4 protein-coding genes and 1 pseudogene (1 of these 5 cut by a window edge) are annotated in these 25,072 nt (G+C 73.0%); all 5 read right to left on the bottom strand.

From position 1 onward, the window contains the following. Window positions 1–6: 6 nt before the first annotated feature. A complete protein-coding gene (locus FHX78_RS32210; protein WP_145870879.1) occupies window positions 7–1,230 on the bottom strand; it encodes a beta-ketoacyl synthase N-terminal-like domain-containing protein in 1,224 nt (407 codons plus the stop codon). 1 nt (window position 1,231) lies between these two features. After that, window positions 1,232–1,486, bottom strand: coding sequence for an acyl carrier protein (locus FHX78_RS32205; protein WP_145870878.1), 255 nt, complete (start codon window positions 1,484–1,486; stop codon window positions 1,232–1,234). A gap of 53 nt (window positions 1,487–1,539) precedes the next feature. Continuing rightward, the gene (locus FHX78_RS32200; protein WP_244403715.1) at window positions 1,540–10,791 is read right to left on the bottom strand and encodes a non-ribosomal peptide synthetase; all 9,252 of its coding nucleotides are present in this window, start codon (window positions 10,789–10,791) and stop codon (window positions 1,540–1,542) included. A 137-nt stretch (window positions 10,792–10,928) separates the two neighbouring features. Beyond that, window positions 10,929–18,491: pseudogene (locus FHX78_RS38345) on the bottom strand (amino acid adenylation domain-containing protein); the annotation flags it as partial. Next, window positions 18,488–25,072, bottom strand: partial view of an SDR family NAD(P)-dependent oxidoreductase gene (locus FHX78_RS37740; RefSeq protein ID WP_268257236.1) — the final stretch only. The gene runs 7,716 nt beyond the window's last position; the window shows 6,585 of its 14,301 coding nt (coding positions 7,717–14,301); the start codon falls outside the window, past its right edge — the gene reads right to left on this strand; the stop codon is at window positions 18,488–18,490. The pseudogene FHX78_RS38345 and the gene FHX78_RS37740, both read right to left, overlap by 4 nt.

Here is a 25,072-nt window from a genome sequence, read left to right as displayed (position 1 = left end):
TGCTCTCTATGCGGCGCACGCGCTCAGGCACAGTGCGGTGTTGATGCCGCCGAAGCCCATGCTCAGGCTCAGGCAGTGCTGGATGTCGGCGTCGACGGCCTGCCCGCGCACCCAGCGCGGGGCGTCGTCGACGGGTGCGGTGAGGTTGCGCGTGGGGTGCAGTCGCCCGTGCCGCATCTGCAGCAGGGAGGCGGCAGCCTCGACGGCTCCGGCGGCCGTCAGACCGTGGCCGGTGATCGACTTGGTGGCGTTGACCGCGGCGTGGGTGAGGCCGCAGGCCTTGAGCGCCGCCACTTCGGTCTCGTCGCCCGTGGGGGACGCGGTGCCGTGCGGGTTGACGTAGTCGATGTCCCGTGCGGTGAGTCCGGCGCGGTGCAGGGCCTGGCGGATCGCCGCGGTCTCGCCCGCCAGGGACGGGTTGGGGTCGCGGTTGCCGTCCAGGCGCACGGACCAGCCGCTGAGCCGCGCGTAGGGGGCGGGGGCGGCCGGGCGGGCGTCCCGGCGCTCGATGACCAGGGCGGCGCAGGCCTCGCCGTAGACGAAGCCGGACCGCCCCCTGTCGAAGGGGCGGCAGGCCTCGGCGGGCGCGTCGGCGTGGTCCTCGCCCGCCATGGCGCCCATGGCGCGCAGGCCGAGCAGCTCCCAGTACGACAGGTCGGCGAGCGCGCCCAGGGCGACGCACACGTCGACGCGCCCCGCGGCGACGGCCTCGGCCGCCTCGATGACGGCGAGCTGCCCGCTGGCCGAGGCGCCCCCCACGGTGTGGGCCAGGCCGCGGATCCCGAAGGCGCTCGTGCACAGGCCGCACAGGTCGGTGTCCAGGAACGACAGGCCGTAGCTGGGCCGCAGGAAGTGCGGTTTGGCCCGGTGCCGGTCGTGAGCCCGGACGAGTTCGCGCTGCTGGAGGTTGCTGCCGCCGATGACGAGGCCGATCCGGTCGGCGTCGTAGCCGTCGAGGCCCGCCTCGGTCCACGCCTCTTCGAGGGTGGCCAGGGCGACCTGTCCGGTGAGGGACGCGGTGCGCAGGTCGCGGGCGTCGAGCCGGGGGGCCGGGACCGGGTCGGGCAGTTCGGCGCCCACGAAGCGGGTGCCGGACTGCCGCCCGGGCCGGTCCATGACGGCGAACCGGTGCTCCCCGGCGAACAGCGCCCGGGTGAAGTCGGCCTTGCCCCGGCCCACGGCGGTGGTGACGCCGATGCCGGTGACGACGAGCCCTGCGGAGTCGCTCACGTCACCCGGCCTTGACCGCTGCCGTGTCGCTGAGGTGCTGGGCGAGCTCGCCCAGGTTCCGCGGCCCGTGGGTGTCGACCAGGGGTATGTCGAGGTCCATCTCCTCCAGGACGGTCATGACGATCTCCGCGCGGTCCATGGAGTTGGCGCCGAGCCCGTCCAGGGTGTCGGTCTCGCCGAAGTCGTGGTCGGCGAGTTCGGGGAGGATCTCGCGGACGGCGTCGACGATCAGGGTGAAGGTCTTTTCCTTGGTCATGTGCGCGCTTTCGCTGGTCGGGGCGGGACGGGCGGGGCGGGTGGCGGCGGTGCTCATCCGGCACCGCCGTCCGCCGCCGCCTCGCGCAGCCGGGCGAGGCTCTCGCCGGGCTGCGTGACGATCTTGAGCAGCAGTCTCTCGTAGGCGGCCGCGAGCTCTCGGGCCGTGCTCCTGGCGTACAGGTCGGTGCTGTACTCCAGGTAGCCTCGCAGCCCTTCGGGGGTCTCGCGGACGACGAGGTTGAGGTCGAACCTGGCCGTGCCGCTGTCGGTGGGCAGGGGCACGAAGCCGAGGCCGGTGGGGTCCGCCGGCGCGGCTTCGGCGGCGGGCACCAGGTTGAACATGACCTGGAACAGCGGCGAGTGCGCCGGGTCGCGCTCGGGCACCAGGGCCGTGACGAGGTCGGCGAACGGGACGTCCTTGTGCTCGTGGGCGGCCGCGGTCACCTGCTGGGCCTGTGCGAGGAGTTCGTCGAAGGCCTGCTCGGGCCGCACGTCCAGGCGTATGACCAGCACGTTGATGAAGTAGCCGACGAGGCGCTCCAGCTCGGGGCGGGGCCGGTTGGTCACCGGCGAGCCGATGGCGAGCTCCCGGTCGTCGGTGCGGGCGCCGAGCAGCGTCGCGAACGCCGAGAGGAGCGTCAGATAGAGCGTGCCGCCGCGTTCCTTGCTGACCCGCTTGAGCTGGTCGAGCACCGCGGCGGGAACGTGCACCTCGACCGAGGAGCCCTGGTACGACTTGGTCCCGGGCCGCCGGTAGTCGGTGCGCAGCGCGGTGCGGGCCGGCAGGCCCGCGAGCTGGGAGCGCCAGTACTCCGTCTGCCGTGCGCGGGCCCCGGCGTCGAAGGTCCGGTGCTGCCAGCGCGCGAAGTCCGCGTACTGGACGGGAGGTTCGGGCAGCGTCGGTTCCTCGCCGCGGCTCAGCGCCTGGTACAGGGCGTTGAGTTCGGCGATGAAGACGCCGGTCGACCAGCCGTCGAAGATGCCCCAGGGCCGGGTGACGACGGCGACGTGTTCGTACGGCGTGAGCGTCAGGATGTGGACGCGCAGCATGTGCCGGTCCTCGGGCCCAAACGGCCGGAGCCGCTCGGCGCGGAGGAACTCGGTGACCTCGCTGTCGCCCGTGACGTCCTCGAGGGCGACGGCGAAGCCGGTGGGGTCGTTCACCCGCTGGACGTAGGTGTCGCCGCGCCGCGGGTAGCTGGTGCGCAGCACGGCGTGCCGGGCCACGAGCGCTTCGAAGGCGCGCGCGTAGGCCCGCCGGTCGAGGGGGCCGATGACGCGGTAGGCCATCTGCACGTTGTCGTGGGCCGAGCCGAGGTGCTCGTGCGGGTCGAGGAACCACAGTTCGCTCTGCTGGCAGGAGAGCGGGCTCTCGTCGCCGGGTCCGGTGCCGGGTGTCAGCGGGGCGCTCTCGTCGGCCGGGCGGCCGGGCGAGGCGTCCAGCGCGGCGGCCAGCTCGCCGAGGGTCGCGCCCGCGAGGATCGACTGGAGCGGCAGTTCCTTGCCGGTCTCCTGCTTGACACGGATGGTGAGCCGGGTGGCGAGCAGCGAGTGCCCGCCGAGGTCGAAGAAGCCGTCCTGGAGTCCGACGCGGTCGAGGTCGAGGACGTCCTGGACGAGGCGGCACAGTGTCCGCTCGGTGGCGGTGCGCGGCGCGACGTAGGCCTCCTTGTGCACGTCGGCCTCGTCGGGAGCCGGCAGGGCCCGCTTGTCGACCTTGCCGTTGGGGGTGAGCGGCAGCTCTTCGAGGGCGACGAAGACGCTGGGGACCATGTACTCGGGGATCCTGCCCGTCAGGTGGTCCTTCAGGGTGCGGGTCAGGGCCTGGCCTGTGGTGGCGATCTGCGGCACGTTGGCCAGGTGGGTCGCGGCGTAGGCGTTCCGGGCCCGCGCGGTCGGCCGCTCCCCCTGGGCGAGGAGCACGTCGAGGCCGTCGAGGCGGTCCTGGGACCAGGTGACGGCGACGCCGTAGCCGAGTTCCTCGGCGTACGCGAGGGCGTCCTCCAGGTCGTGCACCCGCTGGACGGCGGCGTCCGTGAGGCGGCTCGCGCCCAGGGGCTCGACGTACGGGTGTGCCGTGGTGCCGCGCAGGCTCTCGCAGGCCCGGACGTCGTCGGCGACGCGCGGGTTGTCGAGGCCCGTGACGCCGAACCGCGGGCGGCCGTCGGCGAGCAGGGCGCGCAGTTCGCCGGGCGTGCCGGCGGTCAGCCACGGCAGGTCGGCGTCGGGTGCGGTGGCCGGGCCCTTGGTGAGGACCACGTCGTAGCGGTAGCCGAGCATCTCGTTGCCGCCGGTGCCGCGCTTGACGGCGATGTCGACGGAGCCGATGTCCGCGAACCGCCGGGGCAGCGCGGCGAAGTAGCTCGGGCTGACGAGGAGTTCGGTCTCCTGCTGGCGGCGGCGCTGCACCTGGCGGGCCAGGGCCGTCACGGTGGCGCGGGCGGACAGGCGGCTGCGCTCGACGGCGGTGACGTGCGCGGAGAACAGGTCGAGGTTCCTGACGTCACCGACGAGGATCCGGCCGCCGTCGGTGACGAGCGGCAGCAGCCGCTCGATGACCTCTTCGAGGTAGAGCCGGTTCGGGAAGTACTGGACCACGGAGTTGATGACGACGGTGTCGAACTTCTCCGTGCCGTCGGCGCCTTCGGGCAGCGTCACGGAACGGGCGTCGCCCTGCGCGAGGGTGACGTGCGACCAGCCGCGCCGTTCGGCGCCGCGCCGCACCCCGGCCAGGGCGGACGCGGAGATGTCGACGGCGTGGACGGCCTCGCAGGCTCCGGCGTAGCGGAACAGGAGCAGCCCCGTTCCGCAGCCGACCTCCAGGAGCCTGCGGGGCCGCAGTTCCTCGATGCGGCGGACGGTGCCGTCGATCCACTCGCGCATCTCGTGCTCGGGGATGGCGTCCCCGGTGTAGCTGCAGTTCCAGCCGACCAGGTTCAGGTCGTCCCCGAAGGCGGCGGGGCCGGGTGTCGTGGTGTTCGTCCGCTCGTCCGCGCCGGTGCCGTACTGGTCCTCGAAGAGGTCCTGCCACTGCTCCAGGCGGTCGGCGTTCTGCTCACGCGCGGTGGCGTCCAGCCAGTCGGCCGTGGGCCTGACGTAGGCGACGAGCCTCTTCGTCTCGCCGTCGGCCTGGGTGGTGACGACGGCGCCGCGCACGGCGGGGTGGGAGTGCAGCGCGTTCTCGATCTCGCCGAGTTCGACGCGGAAGCCGCGGACCTTCACCTGGTCGTCGACGCGGCCGACGAACTCCAGGGTGCCGTCGGGCAGTCGGCGCACCAGGTCGCCGGTGCGGTAGAGGCGGGCGCCGGGCTTCGTGGCGAAGGGGTCGGTGACGAACCGCTCCTTCGTGAGCTCGGGGTTGCCGAGGTAGCCGCGGCCGACGCCCGCGCCGCCCACGCACAGCTCGCCGACGACGCCCGGCGGCACCAGCCGCAGGTGCGCGTCGAGGACGTGGGCGGTGGACTGGGCGATGGGCCTGCCGATGGGGACGACCGCGTCCTCGGGGATGTCCCGGGGGATCACGTGGCAGGTGGAGGCGATGCTGTTCTCGGTCGGTCCGTAGGCGTTGACGACGGTCAGGCCGGGGTGGGCCGCGTACAGGCGGCGCACGTCCTTGGCGGAGAAGGCCTCGCCGCCGACGCCGAGGTACGTCAGCGGCAGCCGCCGCCCCTGCGCGGCCTCGGCGAAGGCGGGCAGGAAGGCCGCGGACAGGGCCATCATCGTGACGCCGGAGCGCTCGGCGCGGTCCAGGAGCGCGCCGGCGTCCTTGGAGTCGCCGTCGTGCAGGACGAGCCGTCCCCCGCACAGCAGCGGGCCGAGGACCTCCTGGGAGCCGACGTCGAACGAGATCGAGGAGTGGTGGAGCACCACGGTGTCGCGGTCCGTGGGGAAGTAGTCGGGGTTGCGCACCAGACGGACGACGCCGCGCTGTTCGACGAGGACGCCCTTGGGCACGCCGGTGGAGCCCGAGGTGAAGATGGCGTAGGCGAGGTGCTCGGGGGTGAGGCCGAGTTCGGCGCGCGTCAGGTCGTGCTCGGGGCGGCCGGCGAGCAGTTGTGTGCCGTCCCCGGCGCGTTCGCCGGTGTCGAGGTGGACGATCTGGAGTCGCTCGCCCCCGTCCGCGTCGCTGAGCGTCCCGGACGGCAGGTGGGACTGGCTCAGCACGATGCCGACGCCGGAGGTGGCGACCAGGGTGCGGATGCGCTCTCGGGGGTAGTCCGGGTCGATGGGCACGTAGGCGCCGCCGGCCTTGAGGATGCCGAGCAGGCCGGTCACCAGCTCCGGGGAGCGGCGGGCGCACAGGCCGACCAGGGTGTCGGGGCCGACGCCCTGCTCACGCAGCCAGTGCGCGACGCGGTTGGCGCGGGCGTTGACCTCGGCGTAGGTGAGGCGCTGCTCGCCGTGTTCGACGGCGATGGCGTCGGGGCGCCGCCGGACGTGTTCCTCGAAGAGTTCGAAGAGGCAGTGGTCGTCCGGGTAGGGCTGGTCTGTGTCGTTCCACTCGGTCAGCAGGCGGTGGCGTTCGGCGGCCGGAAGCACGTCGATGTCGAGCGCCCGCGTGCCGGCGCCGTCGTCGGCGGCCAGGGCGTCGACGAGGCCGGACACCGCGGTTTCCACGTAGCCGAGGACGGCGTCGGGCGAGAGCGCGGTGTCGACCTGGGCGTTGAGGGAGAGTTCGGTGCCGGTGTCGTCGACGGACACGCCCACCGGGTAGTTGGTGCGGTCGAGGGAGCCCAGCCAGTGGATGCCGAGGTCCTCGAGCGTGGCCGGGCCCAGGTCGCCCTGGCGCGGCTCGAAGTACCGGTAGTTGATCATCGAGCTGAACAGGGTGGCGTCGCCGTCCAGGCCGCTGGAGCGCTGGGCCAGGGTCAGCGCGCTCTGCTCGTGGGCGATCAGTTCCTTGAGGGAGGCGTCCACGGCGGACACCAGGTCCTTGACGGTGCGGTCGGCGAGGCGCACCCGCAGGGGCAGGGTGTTGATGAAGTTGCCGAGCATCCGTTCGACGCCGGGCACGCCTTGGAGCCGGCCGGACAGGACGGTGCCGAAGACCACGTCGTCGCGTCCGCCGGTGGCCGCCGTGACCAGGGCCCAGGCGGCGTGGAAGAGCGCGGCGGGGCTGACGCGCAGGCGCTGGGCCTGCTCGCGCAGACGGCTCGTGAGGGCGGGTGGCAGGGAGCGGCGCAGGTCGCGCACGCGGCTGCCGTCGCCGTGCACGTCGACGAGTTGGAAGGGCGTGGTGGGTTCGGTGACGTCGCCCAGTTCGCGGCGGAAGTACGCCTCGGCGTCGTTGGCGGCGAGCTGGTGCAGGGTGTGGCCGACGAAGTCGCGGTAGGCGGGGGCCGGGGGCAGCTCGTCGGCGCGGCCCGTCATGTGCGCGGCGAGCTCTTCGAGGATGAGGCGCAGCGAGGTCGCGTCCTCGATGAGGTGGTGGACGCGGAGGAGCAGGAAGTGCCGTGCGGAGTGCGGGTCGGCGGCGACGGCGAGCCGCAGCAGCGGCGCCCGGTCCAGCGTGATCGTGCCCGGGTCCGCGAGCCAGGCGCGGGCCCGCTCCTCGGCGGCTGCGGAGTCGGCGGCGTCGAGGGTGCGCCGCTCCACGTCGAGGCGGACGTCGCGCAGGACCACCTGCACGGGTTCGCCGAGGCCTTCGGTGACGACGGCCGTGCGCATCACGTCGTGCCGGTCCACCACGGCCTGGAGTGCCGCCACGAAGGTGTCGCACGTCTCCCGGTCGGGGGCGGTGAGCAGGATGGGGATGACGTACGGGTCGTTGGCGGGGTCCATCAGGTGATGGAAGAGGATGCCTTCCTGCGAGGGCACGAGCGGGTAGACGTCCTGCACGTTGGCGGCGCCGCCGGGCACCCGGGAGGTGAGGGCGTCGACGGCGGCCTGGTCCAGGCGGACCAGCGGCAGCATCTCGGGCGTGATCCGCTCGCAGCCCTCCGGTATCGCCGGTGCGGGTACGGCGTAGCCGGTGGCGGCCGGGCCCGCGCGGTCGATGTCGGCGGCGAGGTCGGCGAGCGTGGGGCTGCTGAAGACGCTGCGGACGGTGACGTCGAGGCCGCGCTCCTTGAGGCGGGCGATGAGGACGGTGATGAGCAGGGAGTGGCCGCCGAGCGCGAAGAAGTTGTCGCGCGCGCTGATGCGGTCCTCGTCGAAGCCGAGGAGTTCGGCCCAGGCCGCGGCGAGGGTCCGCTCGGTGACGGTGCTCGGTGCCGCGTAGGCGCGCTGCGCGAAGGCCTCGATGCCGGGTGCGGGCAGGGCCTTGTGGTCGAGCTTGCCGTTGCCGGTGATGGGCAGTCGCTCCAGGGCCACGAAGGCGCTGGGGATCATGTAGTCGGGGAGGGTCCGGCGCAGGTGGCGAGCGAACTCGGCGTGCTGGTCCGGCTCGTCGGCGCCGGGGCGCAGGACGGTGTAGGCGACGAGCTGCCGGTCGCCCGGCGTGTCCTCGCGGGCGACGACGCGGGCGTCCTGGACGGCGGGGTGTCCGGCGAGGCGGGCCTCGATCTCACCCAGCTCGATACGGAAACCGCGGATCTTCACCTGGTCGTCATTGCGGCCCAGATACTCAAGCGAACCGTCGGGCAGCCACCGGGCCAGGTCACCGGAACGGTACATACGCGCCCCCGGCTCCTCACGGAACGGATCCTCCAGGAACCGCTCGGCCGTCAGCTCCGGCCGGTTCAGATAACCACGGGCCACACCCTCACCACCGACATACAACTCCCCCACCACGCCCACCGGCGCGGGACGACCGTGCGAGTCCAGGACGTAGGTGCACAGATCCGGGATACGACGGCCGATGGGACTCACGGGCCGGCCGAGGTCGCCGTCGGTGAGCAGGTGATAGGTGACATGCACCGTGGTCTCGGTGATGCCGTACATGTTCACCAGCTGCGTGTCCTTGTTCACCGGACGGCGCAGCCAGGGCCTGAGCGAGGCGACCTCCAGCGCCTCACCACCGAACACCACCACACGCACCGCATGCGGCTCCGGATCCTCGCCCTGCGCCGCGATCAGCTGCCGGAAGGCACTGGGCGTCTGATTCAGCACCGTCACACCCGACGCACACAACAGCCGGTAGAACTCCTCCGGACTACGCGTCACCGCCTGCGGCACCACCACCAGCCGGCCCCCGTGCAGCAACGCCCCCCAGATCTCCCACACCGAGAAATCGAACGCGAACGAGTGGAACAGAGTCCACACATCCCGCTCACCGAAACGGAACCAGTCGTCCGTCGACGTGAACAACCGCACCACATTGCGGTGCTCGACCACCACACCCTTCGGCACACCCGTCGAACCCGACGTGTAGATCACATATGCCATGGCGGACGGCGTCAGGTCCGGCAGCGACAGATCGTCGGCGGCGTGGTCCGCCCACAGGCCGGCATCGGCGCGCAGGTCCACGACGGGGACCGACGGAACGGCGAGGCCGTCGGGCAGCGCACCGTCCTTGATCAGAACCCGCGGCGCGCTGTCCGCCAGAATGTGCGCGAGACGGTCCGCCGGGGACGCCGGATCCACCGGCACGTAGGCACCCCCCGCCTTGAGCACCGCCAGCACCGCCACCACGAGGTGCTCGCTGCGCGGCAGGCACAGCGCCACCAGGACATCCGGGCCCACCCCCAGACCACGCAGATACCGGGCCAGACGATTCGCCCGCGCGTTCAGCTCCCCGTACGACAGACAGCGGTCCTCGAACTCCACCGCCACCGCGTCGGGGGAACGCTCCGCGACCTCCTCGAACCACCCGTGCAGGCACCGCTCCACCGGGGCTTCCTCGGACACCTCGTTCCACCCGGCCACCACCTGGTGACGTTCGTCGGCGTCGAGGGTGCTGAGCCGTGAGAGCCGCTCCTCCGGCGCGGCGACGACGGCGTGGAGCAGCGCGGTGTAGTGGCGGACGAAGCGTTCGACCGTCTCGCGGTCGAAGAGGCCGGTGTTGTACTCGAAGGCGCCGATCAGCCCGTCGGGGGTCTCGCGCAGGTCGAGCGTCGCGTCGAACTTGGTGATGTCGAAGTCGAACTCGATGAGGGAGACGTCGAGGTCGCCGAGGCGCACCTCGCGGTCGGTGTGCGCCTCCTGGAGCACGAAGGCGACTTGGAAGAGCGGCGAGTGGCTGAGGCTGCGTTCCGGTTGCAGGGCGTCGACGACCGCTTCGAAGGGCACGTCCTGATGGCTGAAGGCCTGGAGCGCCATGTCCTTGACGCGGCCGAGCAGGTCGGTGAAGGACGGGTCGCCGGACAGGTCGGCGCGCATGACCAGGGTGTTGGCGAAGAAGCCGATGAGCCCTTCGGACTCGATGCGCTGGCGGTTCGCGACGGGCGTGCCGATGGCGATGTCGGTCTGCTCGCTGTAGCGGTGCAGCAGGAGGGCGTAGACGGACAGCAGCGTCATGTAGAGCGTGACGTCGTGCTGCTCGGCGAGGGCCTTGAGCTGCCGCAGCAGGTCCCCGGGCAGGTGGAAGCGTTCGTGCGCGCCCTCGTACGTCTTGATGGCCGGGCGGGTGCGGTCGGCCGGCAGGGGCAGGCGCGGGTCGACGCCTTCGAGCCGGCGGGTCCAGTAGCCGAGCTGGCGGTCCTGCACCTCGTCGACGAGCCACTGACGCTGCCAGTGCGCGTAGTCCGCGTACTGGATGGGCAGCGGCGCGAGCGGGGACGGCTCGCCCGCGTGGAACGCCTCGTACAGGGTGACCATCTCGCGGAAGAACACACCGAGCGACCAGCCGTCGGAGACGCTGTGGTGCATGGTGACGAGCAGGACGTGCTCGCGCTCCGACTCACGCAGGAGGCGGACGCGGATGAGCGAGTCGCGGGCCAGGTCGAAGGGCGCCACGGCCTCGCGTTCGCAGAGCGAGGGGAGCGCGGCGGGGTCGGTGAGCGCTTCCTCGCCGACGGTGAAGTCCTGGCCGTCGCCGATCTCCTGGTACGGCACGCCGTCGCGTACGACGAAGCGGGTCCGCAGCGCCTCGTGGCGCTGGACGATCGTCTCCAGGGCGCGCAGCAGGGCGGGGCGGTCGAGCGGGCCGCTCAGCCGCATCGCCATGGGGATGTTGTAGTAGGCGCTGGTGCCGTCCAGCTGGGCCAGGAACCACAGGCGCTGCTGGGCGAAGGACAGCGGGACCGGCTCGTCCGCGGTGTGCGGGCGGGGACCTATCGCCTCCAGGGCCGACAGGTCGACGCCCTGCTTCTTCAGCATCGCGATGAGGGCGCGCTGCTTGTTGGCGGGCAGCGACTTGATCCTCCGGATCAGGTCGAGGGAGGTGCCGTTGTCCGGGGTGGTCGTCGTCGGCGTCGTGGTCACTTGATCCGGCCTTCCCAGGCGTCCAGCTCTTCTTCGCTCATGTTCTCGATCAAGTCGATGCTCTCCAGGATCGCGGCGACGTCGAGTTCCCCGCCCTGCGGCGTCACGGGCGCGCGCCGCTCCAGCTCGGCGGCCATCGCCGCGAGCGTGGGCCCCTCGAAGACGGCCTGCACGGTGAGTTCGGCGCCCGTCGCCTGGGCGAGGCGGTTGACGAGGCGGGTGACGAGCAGCGAGTTGCCGCCGAGGGCGAAGAAGTCGCTGTCGACGTCCAGGGTTTCGGCGTCGGTGCGCAGCAGTTCGGCCCAGACGCCCGCGACGGTCCGCTCCGCCTCGGTGCGGGGTGCGACGCGGCGCCCGGCGAGCCGTTGGCGGTCCTCGGGTGCGGGCAGGGCCCGCTGGTCGAGCTTGCCGTTCTGGGTCAGGGGCAGCTCTTCGAGGAGGACGTGCGCGGCCGGGATCATGTACTCGGGCAGCGCCGCGCCGAGTGCGGCGCGCACGTCGGCGAGCAGGGCGGTCCGGCCGGACCAGCGCGGGGCCGCGGTCGCGGCGGGCGCGGGGGTCCGCGGGGTGCCGTCGGCGGCGGCGCGGCGGGCGTAGACGTTGTAGAGGGTCGTGTTGCGCAGCAGACGGTTGTCCTGCTCGCAGACGACGTCGTAGCCGAGGGCCTTGAGGAGGGTGACGACCTTCTCCAGCTGTCCGTCGACGTCGTGGAGTTCGACGACGAGCTGCCGGATCTTCGGCCAGTCCCGCCAGTGGATGCCCTTGAGCACCTCGTACTCGGCGTTCTCCACGTCGACCTTCAGCAGGTCGATCCGGTCGAGGGACTCCTCCGCGATGACTTCCGAGAGGGTTCGCAGGCGGCAGGTGAACTGCTCGCTGTCGAGGCGGGCGTCGACCACCGCGTCGACGAGGTCGTCCCCGGCAGTGGCCGCGTCCGCGCCCTCGTCGGTCAGCTCCTCCTGGTTGCGCAGGTAGGAGCGCACCAGGTCGTGGGCCTGTTCGGCGGTGGTGACACTGGAGGAGATGACGGTGTTGTGGCGGTAGAAGGTGAAGGTCTCCTGCTTGGCCTCGGCGGCGAGGCCGCATTCGTGCACCGTGGCGTTCAGACCGTGCAGCGCGACGTTGCGCCGCAGCGAGTCGAAGACGGGTGGAATGGGCTCGAAGGCGTGGATCCGGGCGCCGGGGCAGCGGCTGCCCGCGAACAGCGTGAACAGGCCGATGTTGGCGCCCACGTCGAGGATGGTGTCGCCGTCCTCGATGGTGATGCCGTTCCGCAGGTATTCGAGGTGGGTGAAGATCTCGTCGTAGACGAAGTCGGTCTCGCTCCTGTTCTGCTGGAACACCGTCATGCCGTTGGGCAGTTCGTAGGTCCGTGCGAGCGCTTCCGGCTCGGTGCGGTCCAGGCGCAGGAGTTCGCGTACGGCCGGCGCGGTCTCGGACGACGGTACGACGTAGGCGACGAGGCGCTGGTCCTGGTCGTCGTAGCCGCGCACCAGGACGCGGGCGTCCTGGACGGCGGGGTGTCCGGCGAGGCGGGCCTCGATCTCACCCAGCTCGATACGGAAACCGCGGATCTTCACCTGGTCGTCATTGCGGCCCAGATACTCAAGCGAACCGTCGGGCAGCCACCGGGCCAGGTCACCGGAACGGTACATACGCGCCCCCGGCTCCTCACGGAACGGATCCTCCAGGAACCGCTCGGCCGTCAGCTCCGGCCGGTTCAGATAACCACGGGCCACACCCTCACCACCGACATACAACTCCCCCACCACGCCCACCGGCGCGGGACGACCGTGCGAGTCCAGGACGTAGGTGCACAGATCCGGGATACGACGGCCGATGGGACTCACGGGCCGGCCGAGGTCGCCGTCGGTGAGCAGGTGATAGGTGACATGCACCGTGGTCTCGGTGATGCCGTACATGTTCACCAGCTGCGTGTCCTTGTTCACCGGACGGCGCAGCCAGGGCCTGAGCGAGGCGACCTCCAGCGCCTCACCACCGAACACCACCACACGCACCGCATGCGGCTCCGGATCCTCGCCCTGCGCCGCGATCAACTGCCGGAAGGCACTGGGCGTCTGATTCAGCACCGTCACACCCGACGCACACAACAGCCGGTAGAACTCCTCCGGACTACGCGTCACCGCCTGCGGCACCACCACCAGCCGGCCCCCGTGCAGCAACGCCCCCCAGATCTCCCACACCGAGAAATCGAACGCGAACGAGTGGAACAGAGTCCACACATCCCGCTCACCGAAACGGAACCAGTCGTCCGTCGACGTGAACAACCGCACCACATTGCGGTGCTCGACCACCACACCCTTCGGCACACCCGTCGAACCCGACGTATAGATCACGTAGGCGGCGTGCGCGGGACCCACACCCGTGCCGGTGACGTCGTCCGCCGAAAGGTCCGCCCACAGGCCGGCGTCGGCACGCACGTCCACGACGGGGACCGACGGAACGGCGAGGCCGTCGGGCAGCGCACCGTCCTTGATCAGAACACGGGGCCCGCTGTCCGCCAGAATGTGCGCCAGCCGGTCCGCCGGAGACGCCGGATCCACCGGCACATAAGCACCCCCCGCCTTCAGCACCGCCAGCACCGCCACCACGAGATGCTCACTGCGCGGCAGACACAACGCGACCAGCACCTCAGGACCCACCCCCACACCCCGCAGATACCGGGCCAGGCGGTTCGCCCGCGCGTTCAACTCCCCATACGACAGACCACGCCCCTCGAACTCCACCGCCACCGCATCGGGCGACCCCGCCACAACCTCCTCGAACCAACCATGCAGACACCGCTCCACCGGAGCCACCACAGGCACCCCGTTCCACCCGGCCAGCACCTGATGACGCATGGCATCGCTCAGGACCGGCAGGTCCAGGGCGGGGCGCTGCTCCTCGCCCTCGGTGGTGAGGGCGTCGACGAGGCGTTCCATGGCGGTTTCTAGGTAGCGGATGACCGACTCGGCGTCCTGGGCCTGGTCGATCTGCGCGTCGAGCGAGTAGGCATGCCCGAGGTCGTCGACGGACAGGGCGATGGGGTAGTTGCTGCGCTCGATGACGCCCGCGAGGGACGTGACCCCCGCGCGTTCCAGCTCGGTGTCGTCGATGCGGTCGTCGGACTCCAGGTGCCGGTAGTTCAGGATCGCGTTGAACAGCGGCGTCTCCGGCGGTACGGCGCTGTGGCCGTGGGCGACGGCCAGCGGGGTCTGCTCGTGGCGCACGAGGCCGCGCAGGGTGCCGTCGATGGTGCTCACCAGGTCGCGCACGCTCGTCCCGGCCAGGTCGACGCGCACGGGGAGGGTGTTGATGAAGTTGCCGAGCATGCGCTCGATGCCGCGCGGGCCCTGGAGGCGGCCGGACAGGACGGTGCCGAAGACCACGTCGTCGCGGCCCGCGCACGCCGCCACGACCAGGGACCAGCCCGCGTGGAACAGCGTGGCCGGGCCGACCCGCAGGTCCTTCGCGCAGGCGCGGATCCGCTCGCCGAGGCGGGCGTCGAGCGGGCGGCGCAGGTCGAGGACGCGGCGGCCATCGCCGTGGACGTCCTGGAGGCCGAACATCACGGTGGGCTCGGTGACGTCGCCGAGCAGGTCCCGGAAGTGGTCCGCCGGGTCGAGTTCGCGCGCGCGGTGCTGTACGTGGGCGATGAAGTCGCGGTACGGCGCGGGCGGGGCCAGTTCCCCGGCGCGACCCGTCATATGGGCGACGATCTCACGGAACAGCAGGCCGAGCGAGGTCGCGTCGTCGATGACGTGGTGCAGGTTGAGCGCGGCGTACCAGGTGGCCCCGCCGGGCTGCCGGGCGGCGCGCAGCCGGATCAGCGGGGCGCGGTCCAGGCGCATCGCCTGCGGCCGGGCGAGGAGTTCGCGGATCACGGCCTCGGCGTCGCGGCCCGCGGGCACCTCGAACTCCTCCAGTTCGAGCTCGGCGCGGCGCACCACGACCTGGACGGGCCGCGACAGGCCCTGGGTGAGGATCGCCGTGCGCAGCGCGTCGTGCCGGGCGACGGCCGCGCGCAGGGCTCGGACGAAGTCGTCGAGGTGGGACCTGTTCTCGAAGGAGAAGACGCCGGAGAGCACGTACGGGTCGCGGCCGCCCTCCTTGAGGTGGTGGAAGAGCATGCCTTCCTGGAGGGCCGCCGGCGGGTACACGTCCTGGACGTTGGGGGCGCCACCGGGCACGGCCGCGACGATCGCCGCCAGCTCGTCCTCGGTCAGGGAGACCAGGGGCAGCATGTCCGGGGTAAGCCGGTCGCAGTCCGCGGGGATGCCGTTCGGCGGGACGGTGAACGCCGTCCGCGCCGGGGCGGTGTCCGGCGCGTCGGGGCCCTCCGTCGTGTGGGCCGCGTCGATCGCGGCGGCCAGGTCGGCGAGCGTGGCGGCGGCGAACACGCTGTGCAGATCGCAGTCGAGCCCCGCGTCGTGCAGGCGCGCGGTCAGCTTCGGGATGAGCAGGGAGTGCCCGCCGAGGGCGAAGAAGTTGTCGTGGACGCCGATGCGCTCCTCGTCGAAGCCGAGCAGGCCCGCGCAGACCGCCAGCAGGGTCCGCTCGGTGGGGGTGCGCGGGGCGACCCGGTCACCGGACACGGCGTACGCGTCGGCGTCGGGGGCCGGGAGCGCCTTCCGGTCGAGCTTGCCGTTCGCGGTCAGCGGCAGGGCGTCGAGGCGGACCAGGGCGCCCGGGACCATGTACTCGGGCAGCGACTGCCCCAGGTGCCGCACCAGGGCGTCGTGGAAGCCGCCGGTGCGCCCCTCGCCTCCGGTGCGGGTCTCGTCTTCGCCGTGACCCACGTCGTCGATGCGGTCCCCGTCGAGGACGACGTAGCCCACGAGCCGCGGGTTGCCGGGGCTGTCCTCGCGGGCGAGGACGGCGCAGGCGCGCACGGCGGGGTGGCGGGAGAGACGGTCCTCGATCTCGTCGAGTTCGATGCGGAAGCCGCGCAGCTTGACCTGGTTGTCGATGCGGCCGAGGTACTCCAGGGTGCCGTCCGGCAACCACCGGACGAGGTCGCCCGTGCGGTACATGCGGGCGTCCGGGTCCGCGGCGAACGGGTTCGGCACGAAGCGCTCGCGCGTCAGGCCCGGATTGTTCAGATAGCCGCGGGCCAGACCGACGCCCGCGATGTGCAGTTCGCCCGCGCAGCCCACGGCCTGCCGCCCGCCCAGGTCGTCCAGGACGTGGAGCTGAATGTTCTGGATGGGGCGGCCGATGGGCACGGTGCGGGTCGTCGTGTCGGGCGGGCAGGCCCAGTGGGTGACGTCGATGGCGGCCTCGGTCGGGCCGTACAGGTTGTGCAGGCGCGCGCGGTGCTGGGCGTAGTGGCGCGCGGGCAGCTCCGGCGGCAGGGCCTCGCCGCTGCAGAAGACCTGGCGCAGCGAGGTGCAGCGGGCCCAGCCCTCGTGGTCGAGCATGAGCCGCAGCATGGGCGGCACGAAGTGCGCGGTGGTGACCTCGGCGGCCCGGATGAGCGACACCAGGTACGCGGGGTCCTTGTGGCCGCCCGGCGCGGCGACGACCAGCCGCGCGCCCGTGATCAGCGGCCAGACGAACTCCCACACGGAGACGTCGAAGCTGAACGGCGTCTTCTGGAGCACGACGTCGTCGGGGGTCAGCGCGTACTCGTTCTGCATCCACTCGACGCGGTTGACGGCCGCGCGGTGCTCGACCATGACGCCCTTGGGGCGGCCGGTGGAGCCCGAGGTGTAGATGACGTACGCGAGGTCGGTGGGGGCGACGCGGGCGGGCACGGCCCGGGCGGCCGGCACGCGGGTGTCCCGGCCGCCGGCGGGCACCGGCCGTCCGTCGGCGTCCAGGCGGAGCACCGCGCACGCCCCGGTCGACGGGAAGACGTCGGCGGCGGACCGGGTGAGGACGAGGCGGGCGCCCGAGTCCTCGATCATGTACTGGATCCGTTCGGCCGGGTGGTCCGGCTCCAGGGGGAGGTAGGCGCCGCCCGCCTTCATGACCGCCCACAGGGCGATCACCATCTCCACGGAGCGCTCCATGCAGATGCCCACGACCGTGTCCGCGGTGACGCCGCGGCGGCGCAGCTCGGCGGCCAGGGCGTCGGTGCGCGCGGCGAGTTCGGCGTACGTCAGGGACCGCTCGCCATACACGAGGGCGGTGCGGTCGCCGTGGCGGGCGACGGCGTCGGCGAGGAGGTCGGGCAGGCTGCGCTCCGCGGAGAAGGGCCGGCTGGTGGCGTTCCACTCGTCGAACCGGCGAACCTCGTCCTCGGACAGGTGCGAGGCTTCGGAGAGGCGCTGCTCCGGGGCGTCGACGAGGGCGCGCAGCAGGGTCTCGTAGTGGCCGAGGAACCGCTCGGTGTCCGCGGCGGCGAACCGCTCGGCGTCGTACTTCAGATGCAGGGTGTAGGCGTCGGCGGCGTGCTCGACGATCTCCAGGTGGAGCTTGAACTCCCCCTCCTGGGAGATCTCCTCCACGAAGCGCAGCGAACGGGCCAGGTCGAGGCCGCGCACGTCGCCGTCCGTCAGGCGCATCATGCGCCGGTTCTGGAAGACGTACGACACCTGGAAGACCGGGGAGGTGCCGGGGTCCGTGCGCAGGTTCAGGTCCTGGACCATGCGCGGGAACGGATACGCCGCGTGGTCGAGGCCGTCGGCCATGACCAGCGTCAGCTCGCGTACGAAGTCCGTGAACGGCACGTCGGCGCGGACCCCGTGGCGCACGGGCAGCATGTTCACGAAGTAACCGACGGCGTCGTCATAGGCGGCGTCGGGCCTGCCCAGGGACGGCACGCCGACGACGAGGTCGCGTTCGCCGCTGTAGCGGTGCAGGAGCAGTTCGTACACGGCGAGGAAGAGCACCGCGGGCTTGACGCCGCGGGCCGCGCACAGGTCGCGCACCCGGGCGGCGAGGGCCTGGGGCAGCGGCAGGGCGACGGTCTCGCCCACCACGGGCGTGCCGGGTGCGGGGGCGCGCTCGATGCCGAGGCGCAGCACGGGCAGGTCACCCGCCAGGGTGTCCTGCCAGTAGGCGCGGTGGCGGGCGCCCTCGGGGCTCGCGAGGAAGTCCGCCTCCCGGCGCACGAACGCGTCGTAGGCGTCGTGCCGCGCGGACGGGGGCTCGGGGGTGCCGCCCTTGAGCAGGATGTCGTAGGTGTGGAGCAGGTCGCGGAGCAGGACGGGGGTCGAGGCGCCGTCGAACACCAGGTGGTGCAGGACGAGCAGCACGAGGGTCCGCGGCGCGTCGGCCGTGCCCGCCGTGTACACGACGGCCCGTGCCGGTCCCTCCTGGTGCAGGTCGAAGGGCGCCTTGGCCTGCTCGCGCGCGAGGGCGAGCAGGACGTCGTCGGGCAGCCCCTGCGGCACGGTCCGGTGCCGGAAGGGCGCGTTGCCGCCGTCGGGGCGTCGCACCAGGTAGGGGGTGCCCTCGTCCTCGACGACCACGCTGTGCAGCAGCGTGTGCCGGGACGTCACCTGCCGGAAGGCCTCCTGGAGGACCGCGATGTCGAGCGGCGCCGACGTGCGGAAGCAGACGGGGACGTTGTACACGTCCGACGCGGGCCGCAGCTTGTGGAGCAGCCACAGCCCCTTCTGCCCCTCGGAGAGGGCGCGCCGGTCCGTGCCGCCCGCCGGCGCGGAGTCCTGGAGTCGTTCGTAGAACGCGAGCACGTCCTCGGCGGTGCAGAGGCCCGCCTTGAAGCCCGCCAGAATCTGATCCTCGTTCACGCGCCCGGTGCTTCCTTCATGAGTGACTTGAGTTCTTCGAGTCCGACGTGGCCCTGGCGGAACTCCTCCAGCGCCCTGGCCCGTGCTTCGCGTACGTCTGGTGCTCGGGACGGCTGCGGGGTCACGCGCGCTCGCGCGGCCCCGGGTAGGTCGTGCCGACCGGTGTCGGCCGGTGCGCGCTGCGCGGCGAGCCGTGCCGCGATGCGCTCCAGGGTGGCGAGTTCGACGATCTCCCGCGTGGTGAGCGTGAGCCCGAGGTCGGCCTCGACGCCGCGCCGCAGGCGCACCCACAGGACCGAGTCGGCGCCCAGGCTGTGCAGGTCCTTGTCCAGCGGGAGTTCGCCGGGGGTGAAGCCGAGGGCTTCGGTGAAGTAGTCGGCGAGGTAGCGGAGGATGTCGTCGCCGTGGCCGCCGCCGTCGGTCGGGGCGGCGGGGCCGGCCTGCCCGGCGTGCGGGGCCACGTCGGATACGGGGGCCGCGTCGGGTGTCGGTGCCGCTGTGGGCGTGCCCGTGTGCCCCACCCAGTACCGCTTGCGCCGGAACGCCGTCGTCGGCAGCGGTACGAGGCGGCCCTCGCGCCCGGTGCGCAGGGCGTGCCAGGGGATCCGGCCGCCCCGCACCCACAGCTCGGCGAGCCGGTCGAGTTCGCCGTCGGTGACGAGCGCGCGGACGAACGCCTCGCCGTGGCCGCCCGCGAGCAGGTCGCCCAGGGTGGCGGCGCCGGCCTCGGCGTTGCCCCGGTACAGCGGGGCGTACGGGGGCCGGCCGGCCAGGAAGTCCGCGAGGGTGCGCAGCAGGCCCGCGCGGGAGTCCGTGACGAACGCCAGGCGCTCGGCCATGGCCTCCCTGCCCGTCCGCAGCGTGTGGGCGACGTCCGCGAGCCAGGCGGGGCCGTCCGCGTCGTGCGGGCCCGCTGCGTCCGTCCGCTCGACGAAGTCGTGCAGCAGGCGGGCCGCGGTGCGCAGCCGCTCGGGGTCGCCGGCGGACAGCAGGATCAGCTCCGGCCGCCGCGGCATCGGCCGGGCCGCCTCCGCGCGCTCGTCGCGGTCGCCGCGGTCGTCGGGTGCTTCCTCGACGACGAGACTGACGTGGCTTCCGCCCGCGCCGACGGAGTTGAGCAGCGCGCGCCGGGGCGTGCCGGGGCGCGGTTCCCAGGGCGTCAGCGTCTCGCACAACCGCAACGGGCCCTCGTCCAGGCGCAGTTCCGGGTTGGGCGTGCCGACCGCGGTGCGGGGGGCCAGCTCCCGGTGGCGCAGCTGGAGGACGACCTTGGTGAGCTGGGCAATGCCGGACGCGGCCTCGGGGTGGCCCAGGTTGGACTTCACGGAGCCGAGCGCGATCGGCTCGGTGACGTCGCCGAACACCTCGCGCAGCGCGCCCGCCTCGACGGCGTCACCGAGCGCGGACCCGTTGGCCGCGGCCTCCACGTAGCCGATCGACTCGGGCGCGCAGCCCGCCTTCTCCAGGGCCCTGCGGGCCACGTTGACCTGCGTCCGGCGGCTCGGCGCCATGAACTGGCCCGCGCGGCCGCCGTGCAGCGAGGCGCTGCCCTTGATGACCGCGAGGACGGTGTCGCCGTCGCGGCGGGCGGCGGCCAGCGGTTTGAGCAGGACCGCCCCCACCGCCTCGGCGGGCAGATAGCCGTCGCCGTCGCGGAAGCTGCGGCTGCCGGGGTGGCTGCCGAGCAGACCCGCCCGGGCGAGGGCCCGGTACTTGTCGGGGTGGACGGTCAGGTTCACTCCTCCGGCGATCGCCAGCTCGCTGTCCCCGCTCAGCAGGTCGGCGCAGGCCAGGTGGACGGCGGCCGCCGAGGACGCGCACATGCCGTCCACGGCGAGGCTCGGGCCCTCCAGGCCGAAGAAGTGCGAGACGCGGTTGGCGATGAGGTTGTACGAGGCCGCCGAGGTCAGGGCGGAGCGCACCACGTCGGCGGTGTCGGCCCGGTACATCTGGTACATCGCGCCGACGTACACGCCGACCCGGCGGCCGTAGCGGCGCTCGACGGCCTCCTGGGTGACGCCGCTCTGCTCCAGGAGCTGCCACACCGTCTCCAGGAACAACCGCTGCTGCGGGTCCATGGTCTCGGCCTCGCGCGGCGAGATGCCGAAGTGCAGCGGGTCGAACTGGTCGACGCCGTCGAGGAAGCCGCCCCACTTGCCGTAGCTCTTGCCGGGCGCGTCGCGGTCCGGGTCGAACACCGCGTCGTGGTCCCAGCGGTCGGCGGGGACCTCGGTGACGCAGTCGGCGCCGGAACGCAGCAGGGTCCACAGGGCGTCCGGATCGGCCGCGCCCGGGTAGCGTCCGGCGAGGCCGATGATGGCCACGCCCTCGTCGCGCGGGGCGGGGGCGAGCGGCGGGACCGTGGCGGGTTGGGGCCGGTCGCCGGCGCCCTTCGCGGGCTCGGCGGCCACGGGGGCAGGGGTGGCCACGGGTTCCGGCGAGGGCGCCTCCGTGGCCGGCTCGCCGAACAGGGCGCGCAGCGCGTCGCCGTGCTGGGCGACGAAGTACTCGGCGAGCTCGCGGACCGTCTGCACCTCGAAGAACAGGGTCTTGGGCAGGGTGCCGAAGTCCGTCTCCAGCTCGGCGATCAGACTCATCGCCACCACGGAGTCCATGCCGTAGCGCTCGAGGGGCACCTCCGCGTCCAGCCGGTCGACGCCGAGTTTGAGGCCCGCCGCCAGGTGCGCGCGCAGGTGGCGCCGGGTGCGGTCGAGCAGGGCACGGTCGTCGCCCGCCGCACCCGCCTTCGGCCCGGCCGCGGCCGGCGTCCCGCCGTCGGCGTGCGGCTCGGGATGCGGTGCCCGCGCGGGGCGCGCGGTCAGGCGCGGCAGGACCGCGTCGCGCCGTCCGGCGACGACGAGGAGCTGACCGTCCGCGAGGCCGGTGCGGCGCGCGGCCACGCCGGCGCGCAGGGCGCGCAGGCCGCTTTCGGTGTCCAGCGGGACGAGGTCCATCCGCCGCAGCCGTTCCGCGACGGCGGCGTCCGTGCCCATGCCGCCGTCGGCCCACAGGGGCCAGTTCAGGGACAGTGTCAGGCCGTGGCGCGCCCCGGTCGCCGCGAGGCGGCTCCGGTGGGCGGCGTAGGCGTCCATGAACGCGTTGCCCGCCGCGTAGTCGGCCTGGCCCGCGTTGCCGAGGGCGCCGGTCGTCGACGAGTAGCACAGGAACAGCTCCAGGGGCTGTTCCCGGGTCAGTTCGTCGAGGTGGACGAGGCCCGCGACCTTCGGCGCGAGGACGTGCTCGCATTCCCCGGGCGTCTTGTTCACGACGAGGTTGTCGCGCAGCACGCCGGCGGCGTGCACGACGCCGGTCAGCGGCCCGTGCGTCCGCGTGATGTGCGCGACCAGGCGGGCGACGTCGGCGCGGTCGGTGATGTCGGTCCGCCGGTACTCCACGGTCAGGCCCGCGGCGCGCAGGTCGTCCAGCGCCTGCCGCCGGGTGTCGTCGAGCACCGAACGGCCGGTCAGTACGACGGTGGCGCCCGCGGTGGCCGAGGCGATGTCCCGCGCGGTGAGCAGGCCGAGGGCCCCGGCGCCTCCGGTGATGAGGTACACGCCGCCCGCGCGCCACGGGGTGGTGCCCGCGTCCGGTGCCGGGGCGAGTTCCGTGAGCCGCCTGACCTCGCGGCGGCCCGCGTGGTGGCGGACCTCGGGCGCCGTCCCGGGGGCCGTCTCCGCGCGCAGCCGCTCGGCGACGAGGGCCGGTGCGGCGCCGTCGAGGCAGTCCACGAGCTGGGTGCACAGCTTCGGGTTCTCCAGCGCCGCGGTCCGCAGCAGGCCGCTCAGGCCGCCGAGCACCGCCTGGGTCGCGTCCTGGTCGCGGTCGCCGACGAGCACGACCTGGAGCAGCGCGCCGCCGCGGACGCCGTCCGCCAGCAGGGCGCGTACCCGCGCGAACACGTGCCGGACCGCCGTCAGGTACGCGGAGTCCGGGGAGGCGTCGGCCGCCAGGTCCACGGTCTCGTGGCGCACCACGCCCGGCAGAGTGGCCGTCAGGGCCGTGGTCAGCGCGGACTCCTCGCCCGGCGCGAACCGGCCGACGAGGATGACGTGCCGCTCGGCCACGGGCCCGGCCGCCGTGCCGTCGCCCTCCTCCGTCTCCCACACGGGGTGCGTCAGGATCACGTGGTCCGGCGGGCCCGCCGCCACGTCCGCGTGCACGTCGAGCCAGTGGCGCTCGCGGGCGAAGGGGTAGCCGGGCAGGCTCAGGCGGCGCGGGCGCACCGGCCCGTCCGCCGCGTACAGCCCGTCCCAGTCGACGGTCTCGCCACGGGCCCACCCGGCCGCACACGCCGGGGGGCTCGTGGCCGGGTCGCCCGCGGTCGTGGCCGGGAGCCCGTCGGGCCGGACGCTGCCGCGTACCCAGCCGCCCGGGGCCGCGGGGTCGGCCAGGAAGGCGTCCAGGGTGCGCCGGAGGGACGCCAGGGAGTCCGCGGTGAACGCGAGGCGCTCCTCCAGGGCGACGCGGCCGGTCTGCAACGTCCAGGCGAGCGAGGCGAGGTCGTTCTCGGTGAGCTCGTCCGCGCGGTCCCGCAGCCGCCGCGCGGATGCGACCAGTTGGCCCTCGGTCGCGGCCGACAGGGGTACGACGACCACGCGCGGCCGGGGGGCGGGCTCGGGCTCGGGCTCGTACGCGGCCAGGACCACGTGCGCGTTGGCGCCGCCCGCGCCGAAACTGGAGACGCCCGCGATGCGCGGCCCGTGCCACGGCGCGAGGTCGCGCTGCACGGTGAACGGCGTCCCGTCGAAGTCGAGGTGGGGGTTGAGCGTGTCCGCGTGCAGGCTGGGCACCAGCTCGCCGTGGCGCATCTGGAGCAGCACCTTGGTGACGCCCGCGATGCCGGCGGCGCTCTCGCAGTGCCCGATGTTGGACTTCACCGAGCCGATCGCGCAGGTCGGGGCGGCCTCCCCGGTCGTCCGCCCGAACGCCTTGACGAGGCCGCTCAGTTCGATGGGGTCGCCGAGGGAGGTTCCGGTGCCGTGCGCCTCCAGATAGCTCAGCTCGTGCGGCGCGACGGCGGCGCGGGCGAGCGCGCGGGTGATGACGTCGCCCTGGGCCGCCGGGTTCGGCACCGAGAAGCCATGGGTCCTGCCCCCGTGGTTGAGGGCCGTGCCCTTGACGACCGCGTGGATCCGGTCGCCGTCGGCGAGGGCCCGGTCCAGGGGTTTGAGCAGGACGGCGCCGACGCCCTCACCGGGCACGTAGCCGTCGCCGCCCTCGCCGAAGCTGCGGCAGCGCCCGTCGCTGGAGGTGAACTTGCCCTGGCTCAGCATCACGTACTTGTTCGGGTGGACGCTGACGTTGACGCCGCCCGCGACGGCCGCCGCGCACTGGCCGCTCCTGATCGCCTCGCAGGCGAGGTGGATCGCGGTCAGCGAGGAGGAGCACATGGTGTCCACGGCCATGCTCGGGCCGTGGAAGTCGTAGAAGTACGACACCCGGTTGGCGATGGACGAGGGGCTGCCCGAGAGCGCCACGCGGTGGCCGCGCGCCTGCGCCTGGGCGCCGTACAGCTGGTACTCCTCGTACATCACGCCGACGAAGACACCGACCTCGCCGGCGGGGACCAGGCCCGTGCCGTCGGACCCGGTGGACTGCCGGGACAGGGTCTCGCCGGTGTATCCGGCGTCCTCCAGGGTGTGGTGGACGCACTCCAGGAACAGCCGTTCCTGGGGGTCGAGGAACTCCGCCTCGCGCGGCGAGATGCGGAAGAACAGCGGGTCGAAGCGGTCGACGCCGTCGAGGAAGCCGCCCCACCGGGACGTGCCCTCGTGGTCGCGGGGGTCCCAGCGGTCCGCGGGGACCTCGGTGACGCAGTCGCGGCCGGAGCGCAGGTTCTGCCAGAACTCGTCGAGGTTCTCCGCCAGCGGGTAGCGGCCGCTGACACCGACGATCGCGATGTCGGTGACGCGGTCCGCGTCCCGCGGCGCGGCGGCGGTCTCCACAGGGACCGGGGCCGGTGTCCGCGGGGCGGGCTCCGAAGCCGCCGTGCCGAGGGCGGCGCGCAGCGGCCGCGGGTACGCCTCGGCGAAGTGCTCGCTGAGTGCCCGGACCGTACGGACCTCGAAGAACAGGGTCTTCGACAGCTTCCCGAAGGTGGACTCCAGGTGGTGCGTCAGCTCCATCGCCATCATCGAGTCCATGCCGAAGAACTCCAACGGCGTGTCCACGTCGAGGCGTTCGGGGGCGACTTCGAGCGCCGCGGCGAGCTGGTCGCGCAGATACGGCAGCGCGCGCTCGGCGAGGGAGGTGCCGGCGGTCTCCGCGGCCGGGCGCGCGGCCGGCCCGGCGGTGCTCGGGGCCGCGTCGGCGGGGACCACCCGCGCGAGCAGACCGGTCAGCTCCGCGCAGGCCCGCCCCTCGGCGTCGAGGAGGGTGATGTCCAGTTTGGCGGAGGTGTCGCCGGGGTCGCTGCCGTCCTGGTGGCGGATCCAGGCGTACGCCGTGGCCGGGGTGGGGGCCAGGACGTCCACTTCCTGGAGGGCGAAGGGCAGCGCGGGCCGCGCGGGGGCCGTGTCCTCGCCGTCGCCCAGCCCCAGGCCGATCGTCGCCTGGAGGGCGCCGTCGAGGATGCTCGGGTG

The organism is Streptomyces capillispiralis (genome assembly GCF_007829875.1).
Lineage (GTDB): Bacteria > Actinomycetota > Actinomycetes > Streptomycetales > Streptomycetaceae > Streptomyces > Streptomyces capillispiralis.
The sequence above is the reverse complement of the archived record's forward strand: the minus strand, read 5'-3'. Positions and strand labels throughout refer to the sequence as shown.